The 23,735-nt window shown below is 64.4% G+C and carries 27 protein-coding genes; 10 read left to right on the top strand and 17 right to left on the bottom strand.

Annotated elements, in window-relative coordinates; genetic code table 11:
• Positions 1-17: 17 nt before the first annotated feature.
• A complete protein-coding gene (locus XH88_RS02680; protein WP_271613874.1) occupies positions 18-1,973 on the bottom strand; it encodes an ABCB family ABC transporter ATP-binding protein/permease in 1,956 nt (651 codons plus the stop codon).
• A 200-nt stretch (positions 1,974-2,173) separates the two neighbouring features.
• On the opposite strand from XH88_RS02680, the gene XH88_RS02675 reads away from it, so the two are divergent.
• Entirely contained in the window at positions 2,174-2,779 is a 606-nt protein-coding gene (locus tag XH88_RS02675; RefSeq protein WP_271613873.1) for a TIGR00730 family Rossman fold protein, read from the top strand.
• Here the strand turns inward: XH88_RS02675 and XH88_RS02670 are convergent, their stop codons facing one another.
• The 4 genes from XH88_RS02670 to cysS all read right to left on the bottom strand — a co-directional run bounded on the left by XH88_RS02670 (position 2,780) and on the right by cysS (position 6,881).
• On the bottom strand, positions 2,780-3,157 hold the full coding sequence (locus XH88_RS02670) for a VOC family protein (protein WP_271613872.1): 378 nt from the start codon (positions 3,155-3,157) through the stop codon (positions 2,780-2,782).
• Between the two features lie 139 nt (positions 3,158-3,296).
• On the bottom strand, positions 3,297-4,895 hold the full coding sequence (gene cimA / locus XH88_RS02665) for a citramalate synthase (RefSeq protein ID WP_271613871.1): 1,599 nt from the start codon (positions 4,893-4,895) through the stop codon (positions 3,297-3,299).
• A complete protein-coding gene (locus XH88_RS02660) occupies positions 4,892-5,383 on the bottom strand; it encodes a GNAT family N-acetyltransferase (RefSeq protein WP_271613870.1) in 492 nt (163 codons plus the stop codon). The genes cimA and XH88_RS02660 overlap by 4 nt, the downstream gene beginning before the upstream one ends.
• A gap of 115 nt (positions 5,384-5,498) precedes the next feature.
• On the bottom strand, positions 5,499-6,881 hold the full coding sequence (gene cysS / locus XH88_RS02655; protein WP_271613869.1) for a cysteine--tRNA ligase: 1,383 nt from the start codon (positions 6,879-6,881) through the stop codon (positions 5,499-5,501).
• 288 nt (positions 6,882-7,169) lie between these two features.
• Between cysS and XH88_RS02650 the strand changes: the two genes are divergently transcribed.
• Together XH88_RS02650 and XH88_RS02645 are read left to right on the top strand one after the other, a co-directional pair.
• Positions 7,170-7,475 (top strand): hypothetical protein, encoded by a 306-nt coding sequence (locus XH88_RS02650; protein ID WP_271613868.1) that lies wholly within the window; start codon positions 7,170-7,172, stop codon positions 7,473-7,475.
• Positions 7,476-7,616: 141 nt separating this feature from the next.
• Positions 7,617-8,792, top strand: coding sequence for a DUF2865 domain-containing protein (locus tag XH88_RS02645; RefSeq protein WP_271613867.1), 1,176 nt, complete (start codon positions 7,617-7,619; stop codon positions 8,790-8,792).
• A gap of 162 nt (positions 8,793-8,954) precedes the next feature.
• On the opposite strand, the gene XH88_RS02640 is transcribed toward XH88_RS02645, so the two are convergent.
• From XH88_RS02640 to XH88_RS02630, 3 genes are read right to left on the bottom strand one after another with little or no spacing between them, the layout of a single operon-like run.
• On the bottom strand, positions 8,955-10,712 hold the full coding sequence (locus tag XH88_RS02640) for an NAD+ synthase (protein ID WP_271613866.1): 1,758 nt from the start codon (positions 10,710-10,712) through the stop codon (positions 8,955-8,957).
• 16 nt (positions 10,713-10,728) lie between these two features.
• The gene (locus tag XH88_RS02635) at positions 10,729-11,082 is read right to left on the bottom strand and encodes a diacylglycerol kinase (RefSeq protein WP_271613865.1); all 354 of its coding nucleotides are present in this window, start codon (positions 11,080-11,082) and stop codon (positions 10,729-10,731) included.
• Positions 11,083-11,086: 4 nt separating this feature from the next.
• Positions 11,087-12,475, bottom strand: coding sequence for a class II 3-deoxy-7-phosphoheptulonate synthase (locus XH88_RS02630; RefSeq protein WP_271613864.1), 1,389 nt, complete (start codon positions 12,473-12,475; stop codon positions 11,087-11,089).
• Positions 12,476-12,658: 183 nt separating this feature from the next.
• Here XH88_RS02630 and XH88_RS02625 point away from each other — a divergent pair, with 183 nt between their 5' ends.
• Entirely contained in the window at positions 12,659-13,579 is a 921-nt protein-coding gene (locus XH88_RS02625; RefSeq protein WP_442868406.1) for an alpha/beta fold hydrolase, read from the top strand.
• On the opposite strand, the gene XH88_RS02620 is transcribed toward XH88_RS02625, so the two are convergent.
• Together XH88_RS02620 and XH88_RS02615 are read right to left on the bottom strand one after the other, a co-directional pair.
• Positions 13,554-14,849 carry an ATP-binding protein gene (locus tag XH88_RS02620; RefSeq protein WP_271613863.1) on the bottom strand — a complete coding sequence of 432 codons (1,296 nt, stop codon included), beginning with the start codon at positions 14,847-14,849 and terminating at the stop codon, positions 13,554-13,556. The two genes, XH88_RS02625 and XH88_RS02620, sit on opposite strands and share 26 nt — an antisense overlap.
• Positions 14,846-15,505 carry a response regulator gene (locus tag XH88_RS02615; RefSeq protein ID WP_271613862.1) on the bottom strand — a complete coding sequence of 220 codons (660 nt, stop codon included), beginning with the start codon at positions 15,503-15,505 and terminating at the stop codon, positions 14,846-14,848. Before XH88_RS02615 ends, XH88_RS02620 begins: the two co-directional genes overlap by 4 nt.
• Before the next feature lie 226 nt (positions 15,506-15,731).
• On the opposite strand from XH88_RS02615, the gene XH88_RS02610 reads away from it, so the two are divergent.
• The 3 genes from XH88_RS02610 (at position 15,732) to XH88_RS02600 (ending at position 17,760) form a co-directional block, all read left to right on the top strand.
• Positions 15,732-16,481 (top strand): COG4705 family protein, encoded by a 750-nt coding sequence (locus tag XH88_RS02610; protein ID WP_271614342.1) that lies wholly within the window; start codon positions 15,732-15,734, stop codon positions 16,479-16,481.
• A gap of 118 nt (positions 16,482-16,599) precedes the next feature.
• Positions 16,600-16,938: a hypothetical protein gene (locus tag XH88_RS02605; protein ID WP_271614341.1), complete on the top strand. Its 339-nt coding sequence runs from the start codon at positions 16,600-16,602 to the stop codon at positions 16,936-16,938.
• A gap of 45 nt (positions 16,939-16,983) precedes the next feature.
• Positions 16,984-17,760 carry a COG4705 family protein gene (locus XH88_RS02600; protein WP_271613861.1) on the top strand — a complete coding sequence of 259 codons (777 nt, stop codon included), beginning with the start codon at positions 16,984-16,986 and terminating at the stop codon, positions 17,758-17,760.
• Here the strand turns inward: XH88_RS02600 and XH88_RS02595 are convergent.
• The gene (locus XH88_RS02595) at positions 17,757-18,020 is read right to left on the bottom strand and encodes a hypothetical protein (RefSeq protein ID WP_271613860.1); all 264 of its coding nucleotides are present in this window, start codon (positions 18,018-18,020) and stop codon (positions 17,757-17,759) included. The two genes, XH88_RS02600 and XH88_RS02595, sit on opposite strands and share 4 nt — an antisense overlap.
• A 296-nt stretch (positions 18,021-18,316) precedes the next feature.
• Here XH88_RS02595 and XH88_RS02590 point away from each other — a divergent pair, with 296 nt between their 5' ends.
• Positions 18,317-18,691, top strand: a complete 375-nt coding sequence (locus XH88_RS02590; RefSeq protein ID WP_271613859.1) for a winged helix-turn-helix domain-containing protein — start codon at positions 18,317-18,319, stop codon at positions 18,689-18,691.
• Between the two features lie 3 nt (positions 18,692-18,694).
• Here the strand turns inward: XH88_RS02590 and XH88_RS02585 are convergent, their stop codons facing one another.
• Positions 18,695-18,835, bottom strand: coding sequence for a hypothetical protein (locus XH88_RS02585; RefSeq protein ID WP_271613858.1), 141 nt, complete (start codon positions 18,833-18,835; stop codon positions 18,695-18,697).
• Between the two features lie 69 nt (positions 18,836-18,904).
• A complete protein-coding gene (locus XH88_RS02580; protein ID WP_271613857.1) occupies positions 18,905-19,477 on the bottom strand; it encodes a hypothetical protein in 573 nt (190 codons plus the stop codon).
• Between the two features lie 159 nt (positions 19,478-19,636).
• Between XH88_RS02580 and XH88_RS02575 the strand changes: the two genes are divergently transcribed.
• Both XH88_RS02575 and XH88_RS02570 read left to right on the top strand, forming a co-directional pair.
• Positions 19,637-20,575, top strand: a complete 939-nt coding sequence (locus XH88_RS02575; protein WP_271613856.1) for a LysR family transcriptional regulator — start codon at positions 19,637-19,639, stop codon at positions 20,573-20,575.
• 102 nt (positions 20,576-20,677) lie between these two features.
• A complete protein-coding gene (locus XH88_RS02570; protein WP_271613855.1) occupies positions 20,678-21,637 on the top strand; it encodes a helix-turn-helix domain-containing protein in 960 nt (319 codons plus the stop codon).
• Positions 21,638-21,652: 15 nt separating this feature from the next.
• Here the strand turns inward: XH88_RS02570 and XH88_RS02565 are convergent, their stop codons facing one another.
• Genes XH88_RS02565 through XH88_RS02550 form a run of 4 tightly spaced genes read right to left on the bottom strand, consistent with a single transcriptional unit; the run spans position 21,653 to position 23,702 of the window.
• Positions 21,653-22,225, bottom strand: a complete 573-nt coding sequence (locus tag XH88_RS02565; protein ID WP_271613854.1) for a TIGR00645 family protein — start codon at positions 22,223-22,225, stop codon at positions 21,653-21,655.
• Positions 22,226-22,254: 29 nt separating this feature from the next.
• Positions 22,255-22,893, bottom strand: coding sequence for a TerC family protein (locus XH88_RS02560; RefSeq protein ID WP_271613853.1), 639 nt, complete (start codon positions 22,891-22,893; stop codon positions 22,255-22,257).
• 6 nt (positions 22,894-22,899) lie between these two features.
• On the bottom strand, positions 22,900-23,238 hold the full coding sequence (locus XH88_RS02555; RefSeq protein ID WP_271613852.1) for a hypothetical protein: 339 nt from the start codon (positions 23,236-23,238) through the stop codon (positions 22,900-22,902).
• A 2-nt stretch (positions 23,239-23,240) separates the two neighbouring features.
• The gene (locus tag XH88_RS02550; RefSeq protein WP_271613851.1) at positions 23,241-23,702 is read right to left on the bottom strand and encodes a tellurite resistance TerB family protein; all 462 of its coding nucleotides are present in this window, start codon (positions 23,700-23,702) and stop codon (positions 23,241-23,243) included.
• Between the last annotated feature and the right edge of the window lie 33 nt (positions 23,703-23,735).

Genomic DNA, 23,735 nt, shown 5'->3' with positions numbered 1-23,735 from the left:
TGGGACCGGAGACAAGCTCACTCCGCAGCGGCCTGCGCCGTCAGGACATCCCGGACAGGCGGCGGCTCGCGATTGGGCGCTTCGCGCGAATCAGCCATTTGGGCCAGCTTCTCGCGTGCGGCCTCGGCCTCGCGCTGCCTGTTCCACATGCTGGCGTAGAGGCCGTCCTGCGCGAGCAGGCCGGCATGGGTGCCGCGTTCGGCGATACGGCCCTGGTCGAGCACGATGATCTCGTCTGCGCCGACGATCGTCGAGAGCCGGTGCGCAATGACCAGCGACGTGCGGTTCTTCGCGACACGATCGAGCGCGCCCTGGATCTCGTGCTCGGTGTGAGTGTCGAGCGCCGAGGTCGCCTCGTCCAGGACGAGGATCGGCGGCGCTTTCAACACCGTGCGCGCGATGGCGACGCGCTGCTTCTCGCCGCCCGACAGTTTCAGGCCGCGCTCTCCGACCTGCGTCTCGTAGCCCGCTGGCGCCATGCGGATGAAATGATCGATCTGCGCCAGCCGCGCCGCTTCCTCCACTTCGGCGTCGCTGGCGTCCCACCGGCCGTAGCGAATGTTGTAGCGGATCGTATCGTTGAACAGCACCGTGTCCTGCGGCACCATGCCGATCGAGGCGCGCAAACTGGCCTGTGTGACCTCGCGGATGTCCTGGCCGTCAATCAAAATCCTGCCGCCGGAAACATCGTAGAGACGAAACAGCAGCCGCGAGATGGTCGACTTGCCGGCGCCGGAGGGGCCGACGATCGCGACCGTCTTGCCGGCCGGCACTTCGAAACTGATGCCCTTCAGGATCGGGCGCGTCGGCTCATAGGCAAAGCGTACGTCTTCGAACCGCACCGTGCCGGCAGAGACGGCCAGCGGCGCAGCATTGGGAGCATCCTTGATCTCGGCCTCACGGCCGATCACGGCAAACATCTTCTCGATGTCGATGATCGCCTGCTTGATCTCGCGATAGACCATGCCCATGAAATTCAGCGGCTGGTAGAGCTGGATCATCATGGCGTTGACCAGCACGAAGTCGCCGACCGTGTTGGTGCCGTTGCGCACGCCGATCGCGCACATCAGCATGGTCGCAGTCAACCCCAGCGTGAAGATCACGGCCTGGCCGGTGTTGAGCACGGCAAGCGAGGTGTAGGTGTGGATGCTCGCCTCCTCGTAGCGCGCGACCGATTTGTCGTAGCGCTGCGCTTCGCGGGCCTCGGCGCTGAAATATTTGACGGTCTCGTAGTTGAGCAGCGAGTCGATCGCCTTGGTGTTCGCCTCGGTGTCGGAATCGTTCATCTTGCGGCGGATGCCGATCCGCCACTCGGTCGCGATGTAGGTGTAATACATGTAGAGCGTGACGGTGATCAGGGTCGCGACCACGTAGCGCCAGTCGAACTGCCAGAGCAGCACGGCCATCAGCAGCGAGACCTCGACGATGGTCGGGATCAGCTGCAGGATCACCATGCGCACGATGACCTCGATGCCCTCGCGGCCGCGCTCGAGAACCCGCGTCAGGCCGCCGGTCTTGCGCTCCAGGTGAAAGCGCAGCGACAGTTCGTGCATGTGAACGAAGGTGATGGTGGCGAGCTTGCGCACCGCATGCATGGCGACGCGGGCAAAGATGCCGTCGCGCCATTGCGTCAGCACCGCCATCAGGATGCGCGTCACGCCATAGCTGGCGGTTAGAAGCAGCGGCGAAGCGAGCACCCAGAGATGCCAATTGTCGGCAGCTACCGGCGCGGTGTTCGCACCGGTCAGCGCATCCGTCGCCCATTTGAAGCTGAACGGCACCGACAGTGTGATCAGCTTGGCGGCAAGCAGCAGCACCATCGACCAGACCACCCGCATCTTCAGATCGAAGCGGTCGCTCGGCCAGATATAGGGCCACAGATGCGCCAGCGTACCCATCAGGGTGGCCCGCTCCAGCGGTCCAGCCGCAGGCTCGGGCACGTCGGGAACGCTTGGCGAATGAGGTGGGCTCATCAGGATACCAGAAAGGCCCGCCGATGCGGGCGCGGTGCGATCTACGATTTTCGTTCGTCATATAGAAGCTTCCGCGCCGATGCGCACCCCGCCAGATGGCGAATCTTCGATTGTTTGTCGCCATTTACCGGTAGATTTCCGGGTGATCCGAATCACCTGAGGGGCTTGACGCCCCCTCGCTGCGATGCATCATGACACCAATGAGCACCATTAAAACCGTTTGTGTCTATTGCGGCTCCGGCCCTGGAACCAATCCCCGCTTCACCGAAGGCGCCAAGGCGTTCGGCAAGGCACTCGCCGAAAACAACATTCGTCTGGTCTATGGCGGCGGCTCGCTTGGCCTGATGGGCTCGGTCGCGACCTCCGTGCTCGATCACGGCGGCAGCGTCACCGGCATCATTCCTGAATTCCTGCGCAAGCGCGAGAATGCATTGACCCGTGTGCAGGAGATGATCGTCACTCCCGACATGCACGAGCGCAAGCGGTTGATGTTCGAGCGCTCCGACGCCTTCGTAGCGCTGCCGGGCGGCGTCGGCACGCTGGAGGAGTTGGTCGAGCAGTTGACCTGGAAGCAGCTCGGCCGGCACGCCAAGCCCGTGCTGCTCGCCAACATCGACGATTTCTGGGAGCCGCTGTTCTCGCTGTTGTCGCACATGCGCCAGACCGAGTTCATCCGCGCCGGCCTTTCGGTCGATATCCTCAAGGCTGAACGCGTCGAGGACATATTGCCGAAGCTGAGGTCGGCGGCGGCGCAGATCGCCGAGGCGGAAAAGCAGATGGCCCCGGACGTCGCGCGAAAGCTGTAATCACGCCTGCGGAAACGTCACCGCCTCGATCCGGTTACCATCGGGGTCGAGGACGAAGGCCGCATAGTAGCGCACCCGATCGTGCGGGCGGATGCCCGGCGCGCCGTCGGATGCGCCGCCGGTCGCGAGCGCAGCGGCATGAAACGCATCGACCTCGCCGGTCGTCTTCGCACGCAGGCAAATGTGCACGCCGCTTTCGGGCGCGACGCGCGGCATGGCCTCGCGCAAATTGATCCAGAATTCCGGATAGGCCTTGCCGAAGCCAATCGTGCGCGGCCGCGTGACGAGCCGCGTGAGTCCGAGCGCGGCGAGCGTGGCCTCGTAGAATTTTGCGGAGCGTTCGAGCTCGCTGACGCCGACGGAGATGTGGTCGATCATGCCCTTGCCTCTCCTCCTCGTCATTGCGAGGAGCGAAGCGACGAAGCAATCCAGAGTGCCACCGAGGATAGATTCTGGATTGCTTCGCTTCGCTCGCAATGACGGCGCTTGTGGCGCAGCCTGCCCTTACGTCATCGTCTTACGCCGGCGCGCCCGACTTCACGAGCTTGTAGATCACTGAATCCATCAGCGCCTGGAAGGAGGCGTCGATGATGTTCGGGGACACGCCGACCGTCGTCCAGCGGTCGCCGTTCTCGTCCTCGCTCTCGATCAGGACGCGCGTGACTGCGCCGGTGCCGCCATTGAGGATACGAACGCGGTAGTCGATCAGCGTCAGTCCCTCGATGTACTTCTGATACTTGCCGAGATCCTTGCGTAGCGCGACGTCGAGCGCGTTGACGGGGCCGTTGCCTTCGGCCGCCGAGATCAGGTACTCGCCGGCAACGTCGACCTTGACCACGGCGAGTGCAACGGTAACCCGTTCGCCGAGCGCGTTGTAGCGCTGCTCGACGTTGACGTCGAATTGCTCGACCTCGAAATAATGCGGCACCTTGCCGAGCGTCCGGCGCGCCAGGAGATCGAACGAGGCGTTGGCGGATTCATAGGCATAGCCTTGCGCCTCCCGCGCCTTCAACTCCTCGACCAGCCGGGTCAGCTTGGGATCGCTCTTGTCGTAGGCAATGCCGGCACGGTCGAGCTCGGCGATGACGTTGGAGCGGCCGGCCTGGTCGGACACCAAGACCTTGCGGTGATTGCCGACCAGCTCCGGCAACACGTGCTCATAGGTCTGCGGATCCTTCATCACCGCGGAGGCGTGAATCCCCGTCTTGGTGACGAAGGCGCTCTCGCCGACGTAAGCCGCATGCCGGTTCGGCACGCGGTTGAGCATGTCGTCCAGCGTGCGCGAGACTTTGACCAGCGTCGCCAGCTTCTCCGGTGTGACGGATATCTCGAAGGCGTCCGAAAATTCCTTCTTCAATTTCAGCGTCGGGATCAGCGAACAGAGATTGGCGTTGCCGCAGCGTTCGCCGAGGCCGTTCAGCGTGCCCTGGATCTGCCGCGCGCCGGCGCGCACCGCGGCGAGCGAATTCGCCACCGCCTGCTCGGTGTCGTTATGAGCGTGGATGCCGACGTGATCGCCAGGGATGTGTTTTGTCACCTCGGCGATGATGGTCTCGATCTCATCAGGCATGGTGCCGCCATTGGTGTCGCACAGGACCACCCAGCGCGCGCCCGCCTCATAAGCGGCCTTGGCGCAGGCGAGCGCAAAGCTGGCGTCCTCCTTGTAGCCGTCGAAAAAGTGCTCGCAGTCGAGCATGACCTCGCGGCCGGCGGCCTTCGCGGCTGCGACGCTGTCGCGGATCGAAGCCAGGTTCTCTTCCTTCGTCGTCTCCAGCGCGACGCGTACCTGATAGGCCGAGGATTTCGCCACGAAGCAGATCGCGTCGGCCTTGGCTTCCAGCAGCCCGGCGACACCGGGATCATTGGAGACCGAGCGCCCTGCCCGCCGCGTCATGCCGAAGGCGGTGAAGCGCGCGTGATTGAGCTTCGGCTTGCTGCCGAAAAATTCTGTATCGAGCGGATTTGCGCCGGGATAGCCGCCCTCGACATAATCGATGCCGAGCTCGTCGAGCATGCCGGCAATGATCTGCTTGTCGGCCAGCGTGAAATCGACGCCGTTGGTCTGCGCGCCGTCGCGCAGCGTGGTGTCGAACAGATAGAGGCGCTCCTTGCTCATTGCGCAGCTCCGAGCGTCTTCTTCATGGTGGTGTTGGCGAGCCATTCGTCATTCATCGTGACGCTGTTGCGCTGCTGGGCCGTGTAGCCGCGCTTGGCAAAGAAGCTTTGGGCGGTATCGCTGGCATCGACCGTGAGAGCCGTCGCACCGCGACCGCCGGCAAGCTTCTCCAGCGCATCCACCAGCATGGTCGCGATGCCCCGCCGGCCGACGGCCGGATGCACATAGAGCATGCGGATGTGATCGGTGCCGCGCAGTGAGGCAAAACCAACGGGCGAGCCGTCCAGCGTGGCGATCAGCGTCAGGTCGGAGGCCAGCCGTTTGCCGAACTCCTCGGTCTCGGCCGCCGCCATCCAGGCGTCCTGCTGTGCCTCGCTATAGTCGTCGCCGGTCAGCTCCTGGATGCTGGCGGCGAAGATCGCGGCCAGGATCGGAACGTCGGCGGGCAGGAACGGCCGAAGTGCAGGCTTGGGGTGCGCTTGTGCCATCGTCTTCACCACATCCCATAGAGTTTCAGCACGATCGCCACGGCGGCGCCGAGCAGCAGGATCTTCAGCGCGATGTAATAGAGCCAGTGCCGCGGAAACGGCGTGTCGGGCCGGGTCATCGCGTAACCTCCCAGGTCGTTCCGTCCTTGGAGTCCTTGATCGCGACCCCCATCGTGGCGAGCTGATCGCGGATGCGGTCGGACTCGGCGAAGTCCTTGCGTGCCCGCGCAGCCGTCCGCTCCGCAATCAGGCTCTCGACTTGCTTGGTGTCGATACCGCTCGCCTGCTGCTTGCGCCCTTCCCATTGCGCAGCGCTCTCGGAGAGGAAGCCGAGCAGCCGCAACGAGCCCGCGAGGGCGGGCACGTCGCTGCCGCGCAGGCCGTGCAGCGCCGCGATGGCCTGCGGCGCGTTGAGGTCGTCGAGCAGCGCTTCGACCACGGACGCGGCCGGTTTGGCGGGTTCGATGTCAGCGGCGATCCGATACCAGTCGTCGAGCGTCCTTGCGCTCTCCTCCAGCGACTTCATGGTCCAGTCGATCGGCGAGGTGTAGTGCGTCTTCAGCATGTTGAGACGCAGCGCCTCACCCGGCCAGTCCTTGAGCAGCTCTCGGATCGTGATGAAGTTGCCGAGGCTCTTCGACATCTTCTCGCTCTCGACCTGCAGGAAGCCGTTGTGCATCCAATAATTCGCCATGCGCTGCTGGTGGAAGGCGCAGCAGGTCTGCGCCACCTCGTTCTCGTGATGCGGAAACACGAGATCGATGCCGCCACCATGGATGTCGAACTGCTCGCCGAGATGCTTCCAGGCCATGGCGGAGCACTCGATGTGCCAGCCCGGACGGCCCTCGACCTTGATGCCTGATGGCGACGGCCAGGACGGCTCGCCCGGCTTGGACGGTTTCCACAGCACGAAGTCGGTCGAGTCTTTCTTGTAGGGCGCGACGTCGACGCGGGCGCCGGCGATCATCTCGTCCAGCGACCGCTTCGACAGTGCGCCATAGCGCGGCAGCCCGTCATTGGCCGCGTTCATCGCCTGCGGCGAGAACAGGACGTGGTCCTCGGCGACATAGGCAAAGCCGCCCTTGACCAGCCGTTCGATGATCTCTCGCATCTCGCCGATATGCTCGGTCGCACGCGGCTCGACGCTCGGCCGCAAGCAGCGAAGCGCGTCGACATCGGCGTGAAACTGCCTGCCGGTCTCTTCGGTGACATTGCGGATCGCCTCGTTCAGCGGCAGGCCGGGAAAGTCCCGCGCGGCGCGGTCGTTGATCTTGTCGTCGACGTCGGTGATGTTGCGGACATATTTGACGTGTGCCTCGCCATAGAGATGGCGCAGCAGCCGAAACAGCACGTCGAACACGATCACCGGCCGGGCATTGCCGATGTGGGCGAAGTCATAGACCGTCGGTCCGCAGACATACATGCGGACGCTCTTCGCATCGAGCGGCACGAAGGTGCGCTTCTCCCGGCTCAGCGTATCGTAAAGACGCAATTCCATATGGACACCTGTCGGCTGTTGGCCGGGCGTCCAGTGCTCTCAATGTGTTTTGAGAAAAGACGGCTCCAGCCAGCGAATCGCTAGCTCGTAATCTCGCGGCAAATAATGCAGATGGCGAGGAGACCGTTCATTTGGCGACATATGGGCTATGAGGCCGCCTTCCGTCAAGTGAGCCGCGAAATTGCCGTTTTGTGTCCGCAAAGCGCTGGTCCTGACGCGCCGGTTCCATTCTCCTTAACCTTTTGAGTTTATTAATGGGCCGGCGGTCTCCAGCCCCCCGGTGTACCCATGCGACTCCTGTCAGCGCTCGTCTCCTGTGCCTCCATTCTCGCGGCATCCAGCGCTTTCGCCGAGACCCGCGTCTTCATCATCGCCAACCAGGCCGGCGGTTATGGCGTCGACCAATGCCTGGCCAGGGGCGAGAAATGCGGCGCGCAGATCGCCCGCACCTATTGCCAGTCACGAGAGTTTGCGCAGGCATCAAGCTACCGCCGGGTCGATCCCGACGAAATTACCGGCTCTGTCCCCAAATCCGGCGCAAACTGCTCCCATGGCCATTGCGACGACTATGTCGCAATCACCTGCCAGCGCTGAATTCGCTCGGAACTGGCGGACCTTAGGACCCATCTTCGGCCCCTGAAACGACGTGACGATGCCGCAGGAAGCGGCTATTGGAGGGCGCGCTTCGGCCCCCAATCACGCTCGAAAGTCACTTGGGGCCGTGACCTCGCTAGAATGGCGGATATGCCTGAATTTTTGTCTCTGTCCCGTCCCCGCTCGCTCCTTGCCTGCACCGTGCTTCTCAGCATCGTGCTCGCCACCGACGCCTTTGCTCAGGCCGGACCGCCTATGCCCGCCCAGGGCGGGCTCGGACCGAACCCGATGTGTGTGCGGCTGGAAGGCCAACTCGCTGCGCTCGACCGTGGCGGGAGCAGCGATCCCGCGCGCGAAGACCAGATCCGCCGCTACCAGGATTCCCAGAGCCGCCAGCAGGCCGAGCTCGACCGCGTCACCATGCAGGCCAAGCGCATGGGCTGCGATTCCACCGGCTTCTTCTCGCTGTTCAACGGCCAGTCGGCGCAATGCGGTCCGGTCAACACCCAGATCCAGCAGATGCGCGCCAATCTCGACCAGATCACCAGTAATCTTGAGCGCCTGCGGGGCGGCGGTCCCGGCGGCGGCAGCCCCGAACGCGACAGCCAGCGCCGCTCGGTGCTGATGGCGCTCGCGCAGAACAATTGCGGCCCGCAATACGCCAATGCCGTGCAGTCGCAGGGCGGCAACTTCCTGAGCAACCTGTTCGGCGGCGGGGGCAACAACCCGAACAATCCGCCGGCTGCGCCACCTGCCGATTTCGGTGGCCCGCAATCAGGCACCTATCGCACCGTGTGCGTGCGCACCTGCGACGGCGCCTATTTCCCGATCTCGTTTGCGACCGTGCCTGCGCGCTTCCCCGATGACGAGAGGACCTGCAAGGCGCTGTGCCCGGCCGCCGAAACTGTGCTCTACGCCCACCGCAATCCCGGCGAGGACATGAACTCCGCGGTCTCGATCAGCGGCCAGCCCTACACAGCACTGCCGACCGCGTTCAAATTCCGCAGCGAGTTCAACCCGTCCTGCTCCTGCAAGGCGGCGGGCCAGAGCTGGGCCGACGCGCTGAAATCGGCCGACGATAAGGCCGCCGTCGAGCAGCAGGGTGACATCATCGTCACCGAGGAGAGTGCCAGGAAGATGCAGCAGCGGCAGCTCACCAAGGGCACGCCGGCGAATGGAAAGAAGGGCGCAGCTCCTGCCCCGGCAACCGCCGCCGCACCGGCGCCGCCGCCTGCCGATGCGAGCCCAACCACCACCTCCGAGAACAAGCCGATCCGCTCGGTCGGCCCGACCTTCCTGCCGCAGCAGCAGAAGTAAGCTCCTCAACTGTCATGCCCCGCGAAGGCGAAGGCGGGGCATCCAGTACTCCGCGGCGGAAATCGGTTCTGGCAATCTCCGCCGCGGAGTACTGGATCATCCGCTTTCGCGGATGATGACAGCGCGTTGTGTGGCAGCAGCGTCCGCCTCAGAAGCCCTGCCCTACCCCTCGAACGCGTCGATCGACGCCTTGCTGCCGCGCGAGACCAGCGTCTCGTCGGGCGCGGGCAACGTCTCCCCGCGATCGCGGAAGCGGTTGGTGATGGGATAACGCCTATCGCGGCCAAAATTTTTCGGCGTCACCTTCACGCCGGGCGCAGCTTGGCGGCGCTTGTATTCGGCCACATTGAGCAGATGGTCGATGCGGGTCACCGTCTCGCGGTCGAAGCCGCCGGCAATGATCTGGTCAAGCGGTTCCTCGCGCTCGACCAGACGTTCCAGGATCGCATCGAGCACGTCGTAAGGCGGCAATGAATCCTGATCGGTCTGGTTCTCGCGCAATTCGGCCGACGGCGGACGCGTGATGATGTCGGGCGGGATCACTTCGCCCGCGGGTCCGAGCGCGCCCTCGGGCTTCCAGCTGTTGCGCAGCGCCGCCAGCCGGAACACTTGCGTTTTGTAAACGTCCTTGATCGGATTGAAGCCTCCGTTCATGTCGCCATAGAGCGTGGCGTAACCGACCGACATTTCCGACTTGTTGGCAGTCGTCACCACCATCAGCCCGGTCTTGTTCGAGATTGCCATCAGCAGCGTGCCGCGCGTGCGGGCCTGAAGGTTCTCCTCGGTGATATCGGGCGGCAGATTCTTGAAGAGGCCGGACAGGATGGTCTCGAAGCCGAGCACGGCTTCCGCAATCGGTAGCACCTCGTAGCGGATGCCGAGATGGCCGGCGAGTTCGCCGGCATCGGCAATGGAATGCGCCGCGGTGTAGCGGTAAGGCAGCATGACGCCGTGCACCTGATCGGCGCCAAGCGCGTCGACCGCAATCGCCGCACAGAGTGCTGAGTCGATACCGCCCGAGATGCCGAGCAGCACGCCGGGAAAGCCGTTCTTGCCGACATAGTCGCGCAAGCCCAGCACGCAGGCGGCGTAGTCGGCCTTGTCGCCCTCGGGTTGCTCCGCGATGGGACCGGTGCAGCGCCAGTCGTCGCCGTTGCGCGTGAAGCGCAGCGTGGTGATGCTCTCCTCGAACGCCGGCAACTGCGCCGCGAGCGAGAGATCGCCGTTGAGCACGAAAGACGCGCCGTCGAACACGAGCTCATCCTGGCCGCAGACCTGGTTGAGATAGACAAGCGGCAAGCCGCTTTCAGTGACCCGCGCGACCGCCACCGACAGACGCACATCGTTCTTGTCGCGGGCATAGGGCGAGCCGTTCGGCACCAGAATGATCTCGGCGCCGGTCTCGGCCAGCGTCTCGACCACGTTCTCGTAGTCTTCGGATTCTTCCAGCCAGATGTCCTCGCAAATCGGCACGCCGATCCGCACGCCGCGCACGGTGACGGGACCCGCCGCGAGCCCACGCGAGAACAGCCGCTTCTCGTCGAACACGCCGTAGTTCGGCAGATTGCATTTGAAGCGAAGCGCGGCGATGCGCCCGCCGTCGAGCAGGGCGCAGGCATTGTAGAGCTTGCCGTCCTCGACCCAGGGCGCGCCGACCAGCATGGCCGGCCCGCCGTCGGCAGTCTCGCGCGCGAGTGCTTCCATGGCCGAGCGGCAAGCGGCCTGGAAGGCCGGCTTCTGCACCAGATCCTCCGGCGGATAGCCGGCGATGAACAATTCCGGGAACAGCACGAGATCGGCGCCATCGGCTGCCGCCTGCACACGCGCGGCCCGCACCTTGGCGGCATTGCCCTCGATGTCGCCCACGGTCGGATTGAGCTGGGCGAGCGTGACCGCGAATGCGTTGAGACGTTCGGTCATGGCCGCCGTCCTCGCTTTAGAGAAATCCCAATCGCTCGATGATGGCGATGATCCAGAATGCGCCGGCCATCAGCAGCGCAACGCCAACCGCGGCCGAGCCCATGTCCTTGACCCGGCCGATCTGCTTGTCGTGATCCATGGTCAGGCGGTCGGCGAGCTTCTCGATCGCGGTGTTGAGCAGCTCGACCACCAGCACGAAGGCGACCGCGCAGACCAGCTCGACTGCGCGCATCGCAGTCGCTGCGACGAGCCACGCCACCGGCAGTGACAGGATTAGTGCAAAGATCTCCTCGCGGACAGCCTGCTCCGAGCGGAACGCAAAGGCCAGACCGTTGCGGGAATTGATCGTGGCCTTCCAAATGCGCAGCAAGGTCCTAGAGCCCCGCTGCGGTCGGCATCGGCCGGACCTTGCCGGCGCGTTCCTGCTTCAGCAACTCGGCAATCAGGAAAGCCATGTCGATGGATTGCTCGGCGTTGAGGCGGGGATCGCAGACCGTGTGGTAGCGGTCGTTGAGATCCTCGTCCGTGATGGCGCGGGCGCCGCCGATGCACTCGGTGACGTCCTGGCCGGTCATCTCCAGATGCACGCCGCCGGCGTAGGTCCCTTCCGCCGCATGGATCGTGAAGAACGACTTCACCTCGGAGAGCACGCGATCGAATGGCCGCGTCTTGTAGCCCGTTGTCGAGGTGATGGTGTTGCCGTGCATCGGATCGCACGACCAGACCACCACCCTGCCCTCGCGCTTCACAGCGCGGATCAGGCCCGGCAGATGATCGGCAACCTTGTCGGAGCCGAAGCGGTTGATCAGCGTCAGCCGGCCCGGCTCGTTGTCGGGGTTGAGCACGTCGATCAGTTTCAACAGCTCGTCGGGCTTGAGCGACGGTCCGCACTTCAGGCCGATCGGGTTCTTGATGCCGCGGAAATATTCGACATGACCATGATCGAGCTGGCGGGTGCGGTCGCCGATCCAGATCATGTGGCCCGAGGTCGCATACCAGTCGCCGGTCGTGGAATCGACGCGGGTCAAGGCCTGCTCGTAGCCGAGCAGCAGCGCCTCATGGCTGGTGTAGAAATCGGTGGCGCGCAACTCGGGATGGCTCTCCAGATCGAGGCCGCAGGCGCGCATGAAATTGAGCGCGTCCGAGATGCGGTCAGCCAATTCCTTGTAGCGGCGGGACTGCGGACTATCCTTCAGGAAGCCGAGCATCCACTGATGCACGCTGCCGAGATTGGCAAAACCGCCGGTTGCGAACGCGCGCAAGAGGTTCAGCGTCGCGGCCGACTGGCGATAGGCCATCAGCTGGCGCTGCGGATCCGGCACGCGCGCTTCCTTGGTGAAGGCAATGTCGTTGACGATGTCGCCGCGATAGCTCGGCAGCTCGACCCCATTGACCTTCTCGGTCGGCGACGACCGCGGCTTTGCGAACTGGCCGGCGATGCGGCCGACCTTCACCACCGGCACGGCGCCGGCATAGGTCAGCACCACCGCCATCTGCAGCAGCACGCGGAAGAAGTCGCGGATGTTGTTGGCGCCGTGCTCGGCAAAGCTCTCGGCACAATCGCCGCCCTGGAGCAGGAAGGCCTCACCGGCCGCAGCACGGGCCAGCGCCTTCTTCAGATTGCGTGCCTCGCCGGCAAATACCAGCGGCGGAAAGGTTGCCAGCTGCGCCTCAACGTCGGCCAAAGCCTTGGCGTCGGGATATTCGGGCACCTGTAGCACCGGCTTGCTGCGCCAGGACTCGGGCGTCCACCGCTCGGACATCGCAATCTCTCCGTGAAGCAAAAAAGCGCAACCTGATCTGTGGGTTGCGAGGGCCGCCTTATACACAGGCTGGCACGACACCGCCAGTTGTAAATCCGTTTCGCATTGCAAACCCTTGCGAGCAAAGCCGAATTCGCATTTGCTAGGGGGCGGTTGAGGAAACCGGCAAGACAGCTTCCATCCATGGATGCGCCACTGGACGACGTTTTCATCGACGAGATCAGCTTCCCGGCGACCGACGGGTATGCGCTGGCCGGCACCCTATTCCTGCCGCGCGGCGCCAAACGGCATGCCGTCCTGATCAATTCGGCGACCGCCGTCCCGCGAAAGATCTATCGGGGCTTCGCCTCCTACCTCGCCCATCGCGGCTGCGCGGTGCTCACTTACGATTATCGCGGCATCGGCGGCTCCCGGCGGCCGGCCATAGTCGGCTACAACCGGCCGAAATCGCTGGTCGGCTTCAAGGCTTCGATGGCGGACTGGGCCGCGCAGGACGTCACCGCCGCAGTGCGCTGGATGCGCGAGCGCTACGGCACCCTGCCCCTTGCCTATGTCGGCCACTCCTACGGCGGTCAGGCGCTCGGGCTGATCGAAAACAACAGCGAGATTTCGCGCGCCGCATTCATCGCATCGCAGGCACTGGCGTCTGATGACGTCGCCGGAAAAATATCGCGTCTTCGCCTTCATGAGCCTCATTGGCGTTCCGCTCACGCACGCGCTTGGTTACGCACCGGGCTGGGCCGGCATCGGCGAGGACCTGCCCAAAGGCGTGTTCCTGCAATGGGCGGACTGGGTCTCGAGCCCGCGCTATCTGTTCGATTCAAAACTGCCGGCGCTGGAGAATTTTGCAAAGTTCAAGGGCGAGCTGCGCGCCCTCTGCTTCTCCGACGATCCCTGGGCGACGCGGCCGGCAGTCGAGCTGCTGACATCAGGCTTCACCGCGATCAAGCCCGAGGTGCTCGACGTCAAGCCATCCGACGTCGGCGCCAAGGCGATCGGCCATTTCGGCTTCTTTCGTCCCGAGCACCGGGACACGCTGTGGCGCGGCGTCGCGGAATGGATCCAGGGGGAGTGACGGTCAGGCAGAGGCGGCAGGCAATTTGACCAGGACCCGCAGTCCGGATCGTCCGGGTTCGGCAATGTTCACCGCCTCGATGGATCCGCCGAGCCGATCGACGATCCGCTTGACGATCGAGAGGCCAAGCCCGACGCCATCGCCTTCCGGATGCTGGCCGCGGAAGAACGGCTCGAAGATCCGGTTGATCTCCTCGGGCGCAACCCCGCTCCCGCTATCCTCGATCCGGAGGATCGCCGCGTCCCCGTCCCGATAAACCCACGCATCGATCCGTCCGCCCTGAGGCGTGAAACGGAGTGCGTTATCAAGCAGATTGCGGACCAGGGCGGCGAGCACCACGGCTTCGGCGCGAACCATGGCCGGCTCGAGCCGCGCAAAACCGAGATCGGTGCCGCGACCAACCCCTCCGGCCATGGCATCGGCAACAATCTCTTTTGCGACCTCATCCAACGCAACGACCGGGATTGTCGCTCTGTCTGGCGATCCGATGTCCTGTCTCGCGAGCGCCAGCAATTGTTCCAGAAGATGTCTGGTCCGGCTGATCCCCTGCCGGAGCGCCGCCACGCGGTCACGCGCACTGACGGGCAGATCGACGGAAGCAAGATTCTCCGCTTGCAGGCTCAACGCCGTGATCGGCGTGCGCAGCTCATGCGCAGCGTCGGCCACGAAGCGGCGCTGCTGGTCCATCAGGAGACGCATTCGCTGCAGCAATCCGTTGATCGACGCGATGAAGGGATGCAATTCGCTCGGCATCTGCGCCGCCGGCAGCGGCGTCATGTCATCGGCAGGTCGGTCGTCGAGATCGCCGGCAAGACGCACCATCGGCCGCAGCGAGCTCGCGATGACGATGGCGGTGATCAGTAGCAGACAGGGAATGAGTGCTGCTATCGGCAGCACGGTACGGAACGCCATGTCGCCGGCGATCTCGTCGCGCACGGAGGTGCGCTGTGCGACTGCGAACCGTGTGCCGTCTGGCCGCGTTCGCAGCAGCACGCGGATCGGCTGCCCCTTTCGTGTCGCCAGCGCGAGACCGTCCTTGAGGCTCCAAAGCTTGGCGTCGTCCTCCGAAGCCTGATCGATCAACCAGACCTCGGCATCCTCATCCACACCGCGCAGCTCCCGGCCACCGGCGAGACTGCCTGACAGCACGAGGCCGGCGATCTGGATCAGGACGGAATCCTGCATCTCGATGGCCTCATCGAACGCCCAGCGATGGGCGAGCAGGCCGCCAACGATTCCCGTCAGCAGGATGATCACAGTAAGACCGGCGAACAGACGGCCCCGCAAGGACCTGATCATGGCCGATCCACCATCCAGCCAACTCCGCGCACATTTCGGATCGCATCCGTGCCGAGCTTCTTGCGCACCGCATGGATCAGAAACTCGATCGCGTTGCTCGCGACCTCCTCGTTCCAGCCGTACAGCTGCCGCTCCAGCTCACTGCGTGACAGGATCGTGCCGGGCCGTGCCAGCAGCGCCTGAAGCAGCGCGAATTCGCGCGCGGTGAGCACCGCAGATTTCGTGAAAAAGGACGCCTCGCGGCTCGCGGGATCCAGCCGCAGGGCTCCGTTGCCGAGCAGCGGCGGCGAGCCGCTGGCCTCGCGCCGAGTCACCGCGCGCATCCGCGCCAGCAACTCGCGGATCTCGAACGGCTTGACGAGGTAGTCGTCCGCACCGAGATCGAGCCCCTCGATCTTGTCGTCAATCGCGTCACGTGCCGTCACGATGATGACGGGAAGCGTGCGACCATCCGCACGCAGCCGCCGAAGGATGTCACGACCATCGGCATTCGGCAGACCCAGATCGAGCAGCAGCACCTCGTAGGATTCGCTTTTCGCGGCAAGCAGCGCGGTCTCCCCGTCCCTGACCCAGTCGACGGCATACGCGGCATCTTTCAGCGCCTGCTCGACGGCGGCGCCCACCATCTTGTCGTCCTCGATCAGCAGTACTCGCAAAAATCGATCCTCAAGGTCTGCCGGACCATCCGGCCGTCACATGCTGCCCACCACGACTTAGCGCAGAGTTAGGAGATGCCAGCCGGCCCAAATTGCGGCGAAGGCGGCCCCATCAGGAAATATCTCGTCCTAAGTCGGGCCTAAGTCCCCCGCACGACGATGGCGTATCGCTTCGGCTTTGGGAGATTTGGGCGTGTCGCAATATTCAGGCTTCGGCGCAAGACGGATGTTGAACAAGGTTCCGGAGGTCACCGCGATCTTCTGGGTCATCAAGATCCTCTCGACCACGGTCGGCGAGACCGGCGCCGACTATCTCGCGGTGCATGTCGGGCTCGGCGCCAGCCTGACCGCGATCTGCATGACCGGCTTGCTGGCGGCCGCCCTCCTGCTTCAATTCAGCCGCCGCGCCTACGTGCCGTGGATCTACTGGCTGACCGTCGTGCTCGTCAGCATCGTCGGCACGCAGCTCACCGACCTTCTCACCGACAAGCTCGAGATCAGCCTCTATGTCAGCACCGCCGCCTTCGCCGCTGCGCTCGCCGCGACCTTTGTCATCTGGTACGCTGTCGAGCGAACGCTGTCGATCTGCAGCATCGTCACCACACGGCGCGAGCTGTTTTACTGGACCGCGATCCTGTTCACCTTCGCGCTCGGCACCGCGGCCGGCGATCTCGCCACGGAAGCGCTCGGGCTCGGCTTCCAGCTCGGCGTCGTTGTCTTCGGCACCCTGATCGTCGCGGTCGTCGTCTTTTACACTATCGGTGCCAGCCCCGTTCTCACCTTCTGGCTTGCCTACATTCTCACCCGGCCGCTCGGCGCTTCGCTCGGCGATCTGCTGTCGCAGTCGCGCGACTATGGCGGCATCGGCCTCGGCACGATTCAGACCAGTATCACCTTCCTCACCGTGATCGTCGGCCTCGTTGTCTGGGTGACATTCGAAGGCGAAGGCGTGCGCCGCGCAGATCCCGCGCAGTAACCCAGTTGCAGCTTCAACCGATCCTGCACGAACGCAGGACCCACGCCAGGAGAGACCGATGAAACTGACTCCGGCCCTTGCCGTTTGTCTGGTGACGATCTTTGCCGGCGAGCCGAACATGTCCCCCAGCGAGCATTTCAACTTCGCGCCGCTCGCGGAGGCCGCAACTGCCAAGCTCGGCGAGCTCACACGATTCCGCAGCATCGTTGTCGATGTCTCAGCGCTGATCGACAAGGGCGACCTGACCGGCGCCAAGACGAGGATCAAGGATCTCGAGACCCAATGGGACGAGGCCGAAGCCGGATTGAAGCCGCGCGCTGCGGCCGATTGGCACTCCGTAGACAAGGCGATCGACCGCGCACTGGAAGCGCTCCGGGCGAGTTCGCTGGACGCGGCGAAATGCAAGCAGGCGATCACCGATCTGCTCTCCGTGATGGACAGTGTCGCCAGGGCTTGAGGATTCCACACAATGCGCAGCAATGAGAACGCCATGGAAGGTTTTATGAAGGACAGGCCCCTCAGCGAAAGCAAGGTCCCCGAAGTCACCCTCGGCTTCTGGATCATTAAGATTGCCGCCACGACGCTGGGCGAGACCGGCGGCGACACGGTCACGATGACGCTGAACTGGGGCTATCTTGCGGGCACATGCCTGTTCCTGACGACGATGATTGTCCTCGTCGCCGCGCAAATCCGCGCAAGCAAATTCCACCCGGCGCTGTACTGGGCGACCATCGTGGCCTCGACCACCTTCGGAACCACGATGGCCGATTTCGCCGACCGATCGCTCGGCATCGGTTACACCGGCGGATCGTCGCTGCTGCTCGCCTGCCTCGTGCTGGTGCTTGGCCTCTGGTATCGCGCTGAGGGAACCATCTCCGTCAACAGCGTCAGCACACCGCGGGTCGAAGCCTTCTATTGGGGCGCCATCACCTTCTCTCAGACGCTAGGCACCGCACTCGGCGACTGGATCGCCGACACCGGCGACATGGGTTATCGCGGCGGCGCGCTGATCTTCGCGACGGGGCTTGCGGTCATCGCAGCGCTGTATTTCTGGACCCGCGTCTCGCGCGTGACGCTGTTCTGGGCTGCGTTCATTCTGACGCGCCCGCTGGGTGCCACCGTCGGCGACTTCCTCGACAAGCCGCTCGATCAAGGCGGGCTGGCCTTGAGCCGGCCGCTGGCTTCCGCCGTGATCGCCGCGTTCATGATGGTCTGCCTGCTCCTGATCCCGCAGCGCGCGAGACAGCATCCAGGTGATCACGCCGCCGAGCGCGCTTAGCGGATGATCGTCGCCAGCGACGAATAGCGCTTGTTCGGCTTGGCCTCAGTCGCCGAGAACTGCGCGAAGGCGTCGCTGACGCGGGTCGCCGGCGGCGTGTCGCTGGCGAAGCGGAATTCCTGCGGCTTCGGCGCGTAGAAGCTGGCGCTGTAATAGGAATCGTCGAAGCGCGCCTCGCCGACCCCGAACAATGCGTCGCAAACGAACAGGAGCGCATAGACTCCCGCGACCGCTGCGATAACCTCCTTGAGAACTGACATGACGATGCCCTGCCCTTTTGCGCACAGGATGCAGGTCGGTTCCAAAGCTCTGGTTTAAGGCGCCCTGTTTCTTGTTTCGCACGGTTTGCCGGGCTTAAGCGGATTGCAGACAATCTTATCGATCTCGCAAAGGTGCGCATCCTCGCCGAGGATTGTTTCTTCGTCTGCAAGCGCGCCCTCCTCGAGACGAGCCGATGCGGCGCATCCTCGACATCATCCGCCGGATGCTGCGTTCACCTTGTTGGCGAAGGGCGAGAATGGCAATTTCAGTCTGGAGCCATTCGGGAGAGCCCGTCATGTCGCGCGCGAGCGCCAAATCGCTGCCCCAGCTCAGCCTTCGCATCGACCTCGACGGAGACGACCGGATCGGGCCCGGCAAGATCGAGCTTCTGGAGCAGATCCGCGAGCAAGGCTCGATCTCCGGTGCCGGCCGCGCCATGGACATGTCGTACAAGCGCGCCTGGGATCTTGTCGACGAGATCAACCGCATCTGCGGACAGGTGGCGGTCGAGCCGCAGGCCGGCGGCAAGAACGGCGGCGGCGCAATGCTGACTGCGTTCGGCGAAAAACTCGTCGCGCGCTACCGCAAGATCGAGCGCGACGCCGCCCGCGCCGTGCAGAAGGATCTGGAAGCGCTCAGGAGCGACATCGTCCGCTCCCGCAAGTCGTGACGATCAGTTCGGACGCACGATCATCTCCGGCGTCGGCTGGGTTAGCGCTTCGCCTAGCAGGCTCTGCTCGTCCTTCGGGATTGAGAACCGAACCTTGAAAGCGTCCTCGGCGCCTTCCTTGGAATTGATCGGGCCAGCCGCCATCGCCGGTCGAACCGATGCGTGACATCCATCCGGCAGCCCGCGAGATCCTGAAATAACCTGCGCGTCCGGTCAGTAGACCGGCTCATCCTTCAGCGCCGCAATCACCTGCTGGCCCGACACGGTGAGGCGATAGGTCACCAGCGGACGGCTCGATGGCGGCTTGCGGTCGATCTCGACGATGTAGCCGCGCACCATCAGCGCTTCGAAGCTGCCATAGTAGCCGTACATGCTGATTTCGTTCTGCTTGAGCAGCTTGAATTCGCGCAGCAGCCGGATCTCGTTGCCCGACAGCAGCGAGCGGCGGACGCGCTGCACGAAGCTCGCGCGCTGCTCGAACCAGGACGCATCGGGCAGCTCTCGCGCAGCAGGCACGGCGTCGCGGTCGCACGGACGCGCCTCGACATCCGCGCCCACTGCCGGGGGCGGCGGCATGCTGCCGCCGACCGCGTCCCTGGCGTCGTCAAGCAACGCAATCGGCCAGCGCCGCTTGTTATCGACCATGACCGGCGGCGGCACGACATTGTCGCGCACCAGTTGCTCGAAACGGCCGGCGGTCACGCCGACATAAGCGGCCGCGCGGCGGCGGTCGACGAGACGGGTATCCTGCCCGTGCTCCGGCTCGCATACGATCGTCTCGTTCACCCCAAATCCCCTGCCGCATGGTTGCGGGCGCGTCGTCGTGCGGGCCTGAGGGCCCGTCGGCACATGACACTAGGATGAAGTAAGCGTTCTCAAAAGGCAGAGAAATTCGTACATGTTGCTGCCGTTTCGGCAACGGCTATAATGCCATCCGGGGGACCCATGCGCTTTCACTCACCCGCCATCCAGTACTTCCACGCCGTCCGCCGTACCGGCTCGATCCGAGCCGCCGCTCGCCTCCTCAACGTCGCTTCGTCCGCCGTCAGTCGTCAGATTCTCAAGCTTGAACAAGAGGTTGGATCACCCTTGTTCGAACGGACCGCGCGCGGCCTGACATTGACGACGGTAGGCGAGATGCTGGCCCGCCATGTCATGAACGTGCTCCAGGACCTCGACCGTTTCCGCTCGGATGTCGCATCCCTCTCCGGCGCCTGGCACGGCGCTATCAGCATCGCCTGCATCGAGTCCCTCACGGAATCGGTGTTGCCGGATTTGATCGCCGCTCACCGCAGCCGGGCCCGGCGCGTCAGCTTCACCACCATGGTGATGGGATCGTCCGACGTGCTCGAAGCGCTGCGGCGGGGTGAAGCCGATATCGGCATCGCCATCGCGCTCAGGCATCCACCTGATCTGCGGCAGGTCGCGCTGAAACGGTTTCGCCTCGGCGCGCTGGTGGCGCGCGAGCATCCGCTGGCGCGCCGCAAGACGGTGACGCTGGAGCAATGCCTCGCGTTCCCGGTCATTCAGGCGCTGCCGGAGCTGTCGATCTACCATCTGCTGCAGCCGCTGATCGCGCAGCTCTCCGAGACGCCGGAGCCTGCGATCCAGGCCGACTCGATCGACCTGATGCGCGAGCTCGCCGCGCGCGGCGTCGGCGTCGCCTTCCAGACCCAGCTCGGCATTATCAGGCTATCGCGCGTCGCACAGCTCGTCTTCCTGCCGCTCGACAATGCCGGCAGCCCGGTATGGTCGGATCTCGGCATCTACGTCCGCGCCGAGCGCACCCTGCCTGCCTTCACCGACTCATTTCTCCAGGAGCTGGTCCGCGAACTGGGCGAGCGCGAGCGGCGGGAGAATGCAGCATATCCGCACATCGCGTGATCTGCTGATCTGGCAGTAGTTTCCCGGAATATGGCTGATGGTCAGGCGTTGATATCCCTTGCGGCTTCCGCCAGCGCCCTTCGCGCCCTCTAGGATTCAAACATGCCGGTCGATCGGCTGAAGCCATCGCGAGTCCTGAATATCGAGCGCTTCTCGGATTTCAGCGAGTTTCGCGCCAACGAGGTGCTCGGTCTCGGCACCAGCACGCCGCTTCGTCCGCGCGAATTCTCCCTGGCACGCGCAATCCTGCCGCTTCAGAGCGGGCTCTTCGTACTGCAACGCGCCTTCGCGCGGCGCTTTGAAGCCGAGATGGGAACGGATACCGGCATCGGCCTCGTTGTCCCGCTCACCTTTCACTCCATCACCAATGGCGTCGAAATCGACAGTTCGACGATCGGCGTCGTGCGCGGCAAGGCGCCCGTCGTGTCGATCGAGCACCAGCCCAATACCTACCTGATGCTGCGCTTCAACTCGGACATGCGGCACCGCGGATGGGCGGATTTCAATACCGGGCTCGCGTCTGTCCGTGTGCAGGACGATCCGATGGCCCGCCTGCGCGCCGTTTTTCTCGAGATGTTCTCGCTGGCCTCGGCATGCGAAGATGCCCGGGAGTTCGAAACGCTCAACCGCCCGATCCAGGAAACGGTACTTGCCGGCCTCGACGCGGCCCTTGTCCCGGCAGAAGCGCGTGCTCCCCGCCCCGGCTCGTTCGAGAGGCATCGCAAACTGATTGCCCGGCTCGACGAGGTCGTCGAGCTGTTCGGCAGCCAACCGCTCTACAGCGATGACCTCGCCATGGCGCTCGGCGTCTCCGTGCGTACGCTCCAGACCGCGACGCAAGTGGTGCATGGCGTCAGCCTGCATCACTATTTGCGTCTCAAGCGGTTGTGGGCCGTTCGCGTCCTCCTCATGGCCGGAGGCGGCGGTCTGACCGTGAAGGCCGCGGCACTCGCCAACGGCTTTTGGCATCTCGGCGACTTCTCGATCGGCTACAAGCGCGCCTTCGGCGAAATGCCGTCCGAGACATTGGCGCGCGGACGGCGTTCGCATTATCGCAGCTGAGGCGCGGATCGCGACTCAGCCGTGGCCGTTCTCCTTGCGGTGCGCGGCGTCGCCGAGGCGATCGACCCAGGCGATACCGATCGCCGAGACGATGAAGGTCAGGTGGATCAGCACCTGCCACATCACGCCGGTCTCGGTGAAATTGCTGCGCGTGGTGCCGAGATTGCCGGCCTCGATGAAGGTCCTGAGCAGCGAGATCGAGGAGATGCCGACGATCGCCATCGCAAGCTTGATCTTGAGCACGCTGGCATTGACGTGACTCAGCCATTCCGGTTCGTCGGGATGGCCGCGCAGGTTCAGGCGCGAGACGAAGGTCTCGTAGCCGCCGACGATCACCATCACAAGCAGGTTCGAGATCATGACGACGTCGATCAGGCCGAGCACGACCAGCATGATCTGCTGCTCGCTGGCGTCGAACGAATGCGCGACCAGGTGCCACAGCTCTTTCAGGAACAGCAGCACATAGACCGCCTGCGCGACGATGAGGCCGACATAGAGCGGCAGTTGCAGCCACCGCGAGCCGAAGATCAGCCGCGGAAACAAGCCGACCGGCGGACCGGCCAAAGCTGTTTTGGGTTCAGACGACATCAATCACTCCAGGAAGACGAAGGCAGGGCTTAGAGACTTGCGATGACCGGCGCCAACTCGAGCGAGCCGCGATAGATCATCTCGAAGGCGACGTAGACGATGATGGCGAGGCCGACATAGGCAATCCAGCGCTGCTTCTGCAGCACGCGGCCGAGCAGATCGGCGGCGACACCCATCAGTCCGACCGATAGCAGGAGGCCGAAGGCCAGGACGTAGGGATGCTCACGCGCCGCACCTGCAACGGCGAGCACGTTGTCGAGCGACATCGAGACGTCGGCGGCGACGATCTGCAACGCCGCCTGCCTGAACGTCTTGCGCGACGCCGGTGCGGCGCGTGCCCCGCCGCCGTGGCTGAACGCGAGCTCGCTGGAATGCGCGGACTGCTCCCGCAGCTCGCGCCACATCTTCCAGCACACCCACAGCAGCAGGATGCCGCCGGCAAGCAGTAGCCCGATCACCTGCAGAAGCTGGGTCGCGACGCCGGCAAAGACGATGCGCAAGCCGGTGGCCGCGATGATGCCGACGACGATGGCGCGGCGGCGCTGCCCGGCCGGAAGGCCCGCCGCGGCAAGACCGATGACGACGGCATTGTCGCCGGCGAGCACAAGATCGATCAGGACGACCTGGAGCAGCGCGGTCAGCGCCTCGGCCGTGATGAACTCAGTCATGTCGCATCATTTTTTCGAAACGGACGGATCCAGCCAGTGCGGCTTGCGGCGCTCGATCCAGTCGAAGACCTTCGAGCGCGACGCTCGCAGCGCCGGCACGTCCTCGGCGAGTAGTGCAAGGCCGAGTGGCAGCATCCAGATGCCGAGCACCGGCAGGAAGGACAGCACGCCACCGACGACAAGCAGCGCGCCCGAGGGAATCCGGACCCAGCGGCTGGCGGGTTGCAGGAGATAGTCGACGCTGCCGGCAAGGCGCGGCGGCAGCCGTTGAACGAGTGCGTCAAGCCGCGCGTCGCCGCCGGCGCCCTCGGATCTCCTCGTTTGCTCGTCCGAAGCTGCGCTCATGCTCAAGCCTTCGCGGTCGAGTTCATCACGACCGGCCCGACCGGCTTCGCGCGCGGCAGCACCAGCGTCAGCAGACGCAACAGCTTGATTGCCTGCACTTCATGTGGATGCACGTCCTCATCGGCAGCCGCAACGCGCTCCGACAGCTCGATGAGATGGGACGAGAGCGGCAGGTCCGAGACCGGCCGCAGCGTATCGATCACCACATTGGCGAAATCAGGCTCCTCGAGCCGTTCGGCCAGTTCGTCGAACATCTCGAACAGGCGGTCATCGCCGATATGCGGCGCCAATTCGCGCTCCCTGATGAAGCGGATCACCTCGTCGCGCTCGACCGGCGACACGCGCCGGTCGGCCACGGCGACCAGCGCGCCTGATATCACCAGCGCCGCGGCAGCCTGCTCGTTGAAGCTGCGCGGCTCGGTGATCTCAATCTCGGTCGGGGTGGAAGTGTTGGCGTCAGGCATCGTTGCTCCTCAATCTTGCGAAATGGCCGCACG

Origin of the sequence: Bradyrhizobium sp. CCBAU 51627, assembly GCF_028128765.1 — a bacterium.
GTDB lineage: Bacteria > Pseudomonadota > Alphaproteobacteria > Rhizobiales > Xanthobacteraceae > Bradyrhizobium.
The sequence above is the reverse complement of the archived record's forward strand: the minus strand, read 5'-3'. Positions and strand labels throughout refer to the sequence as shown.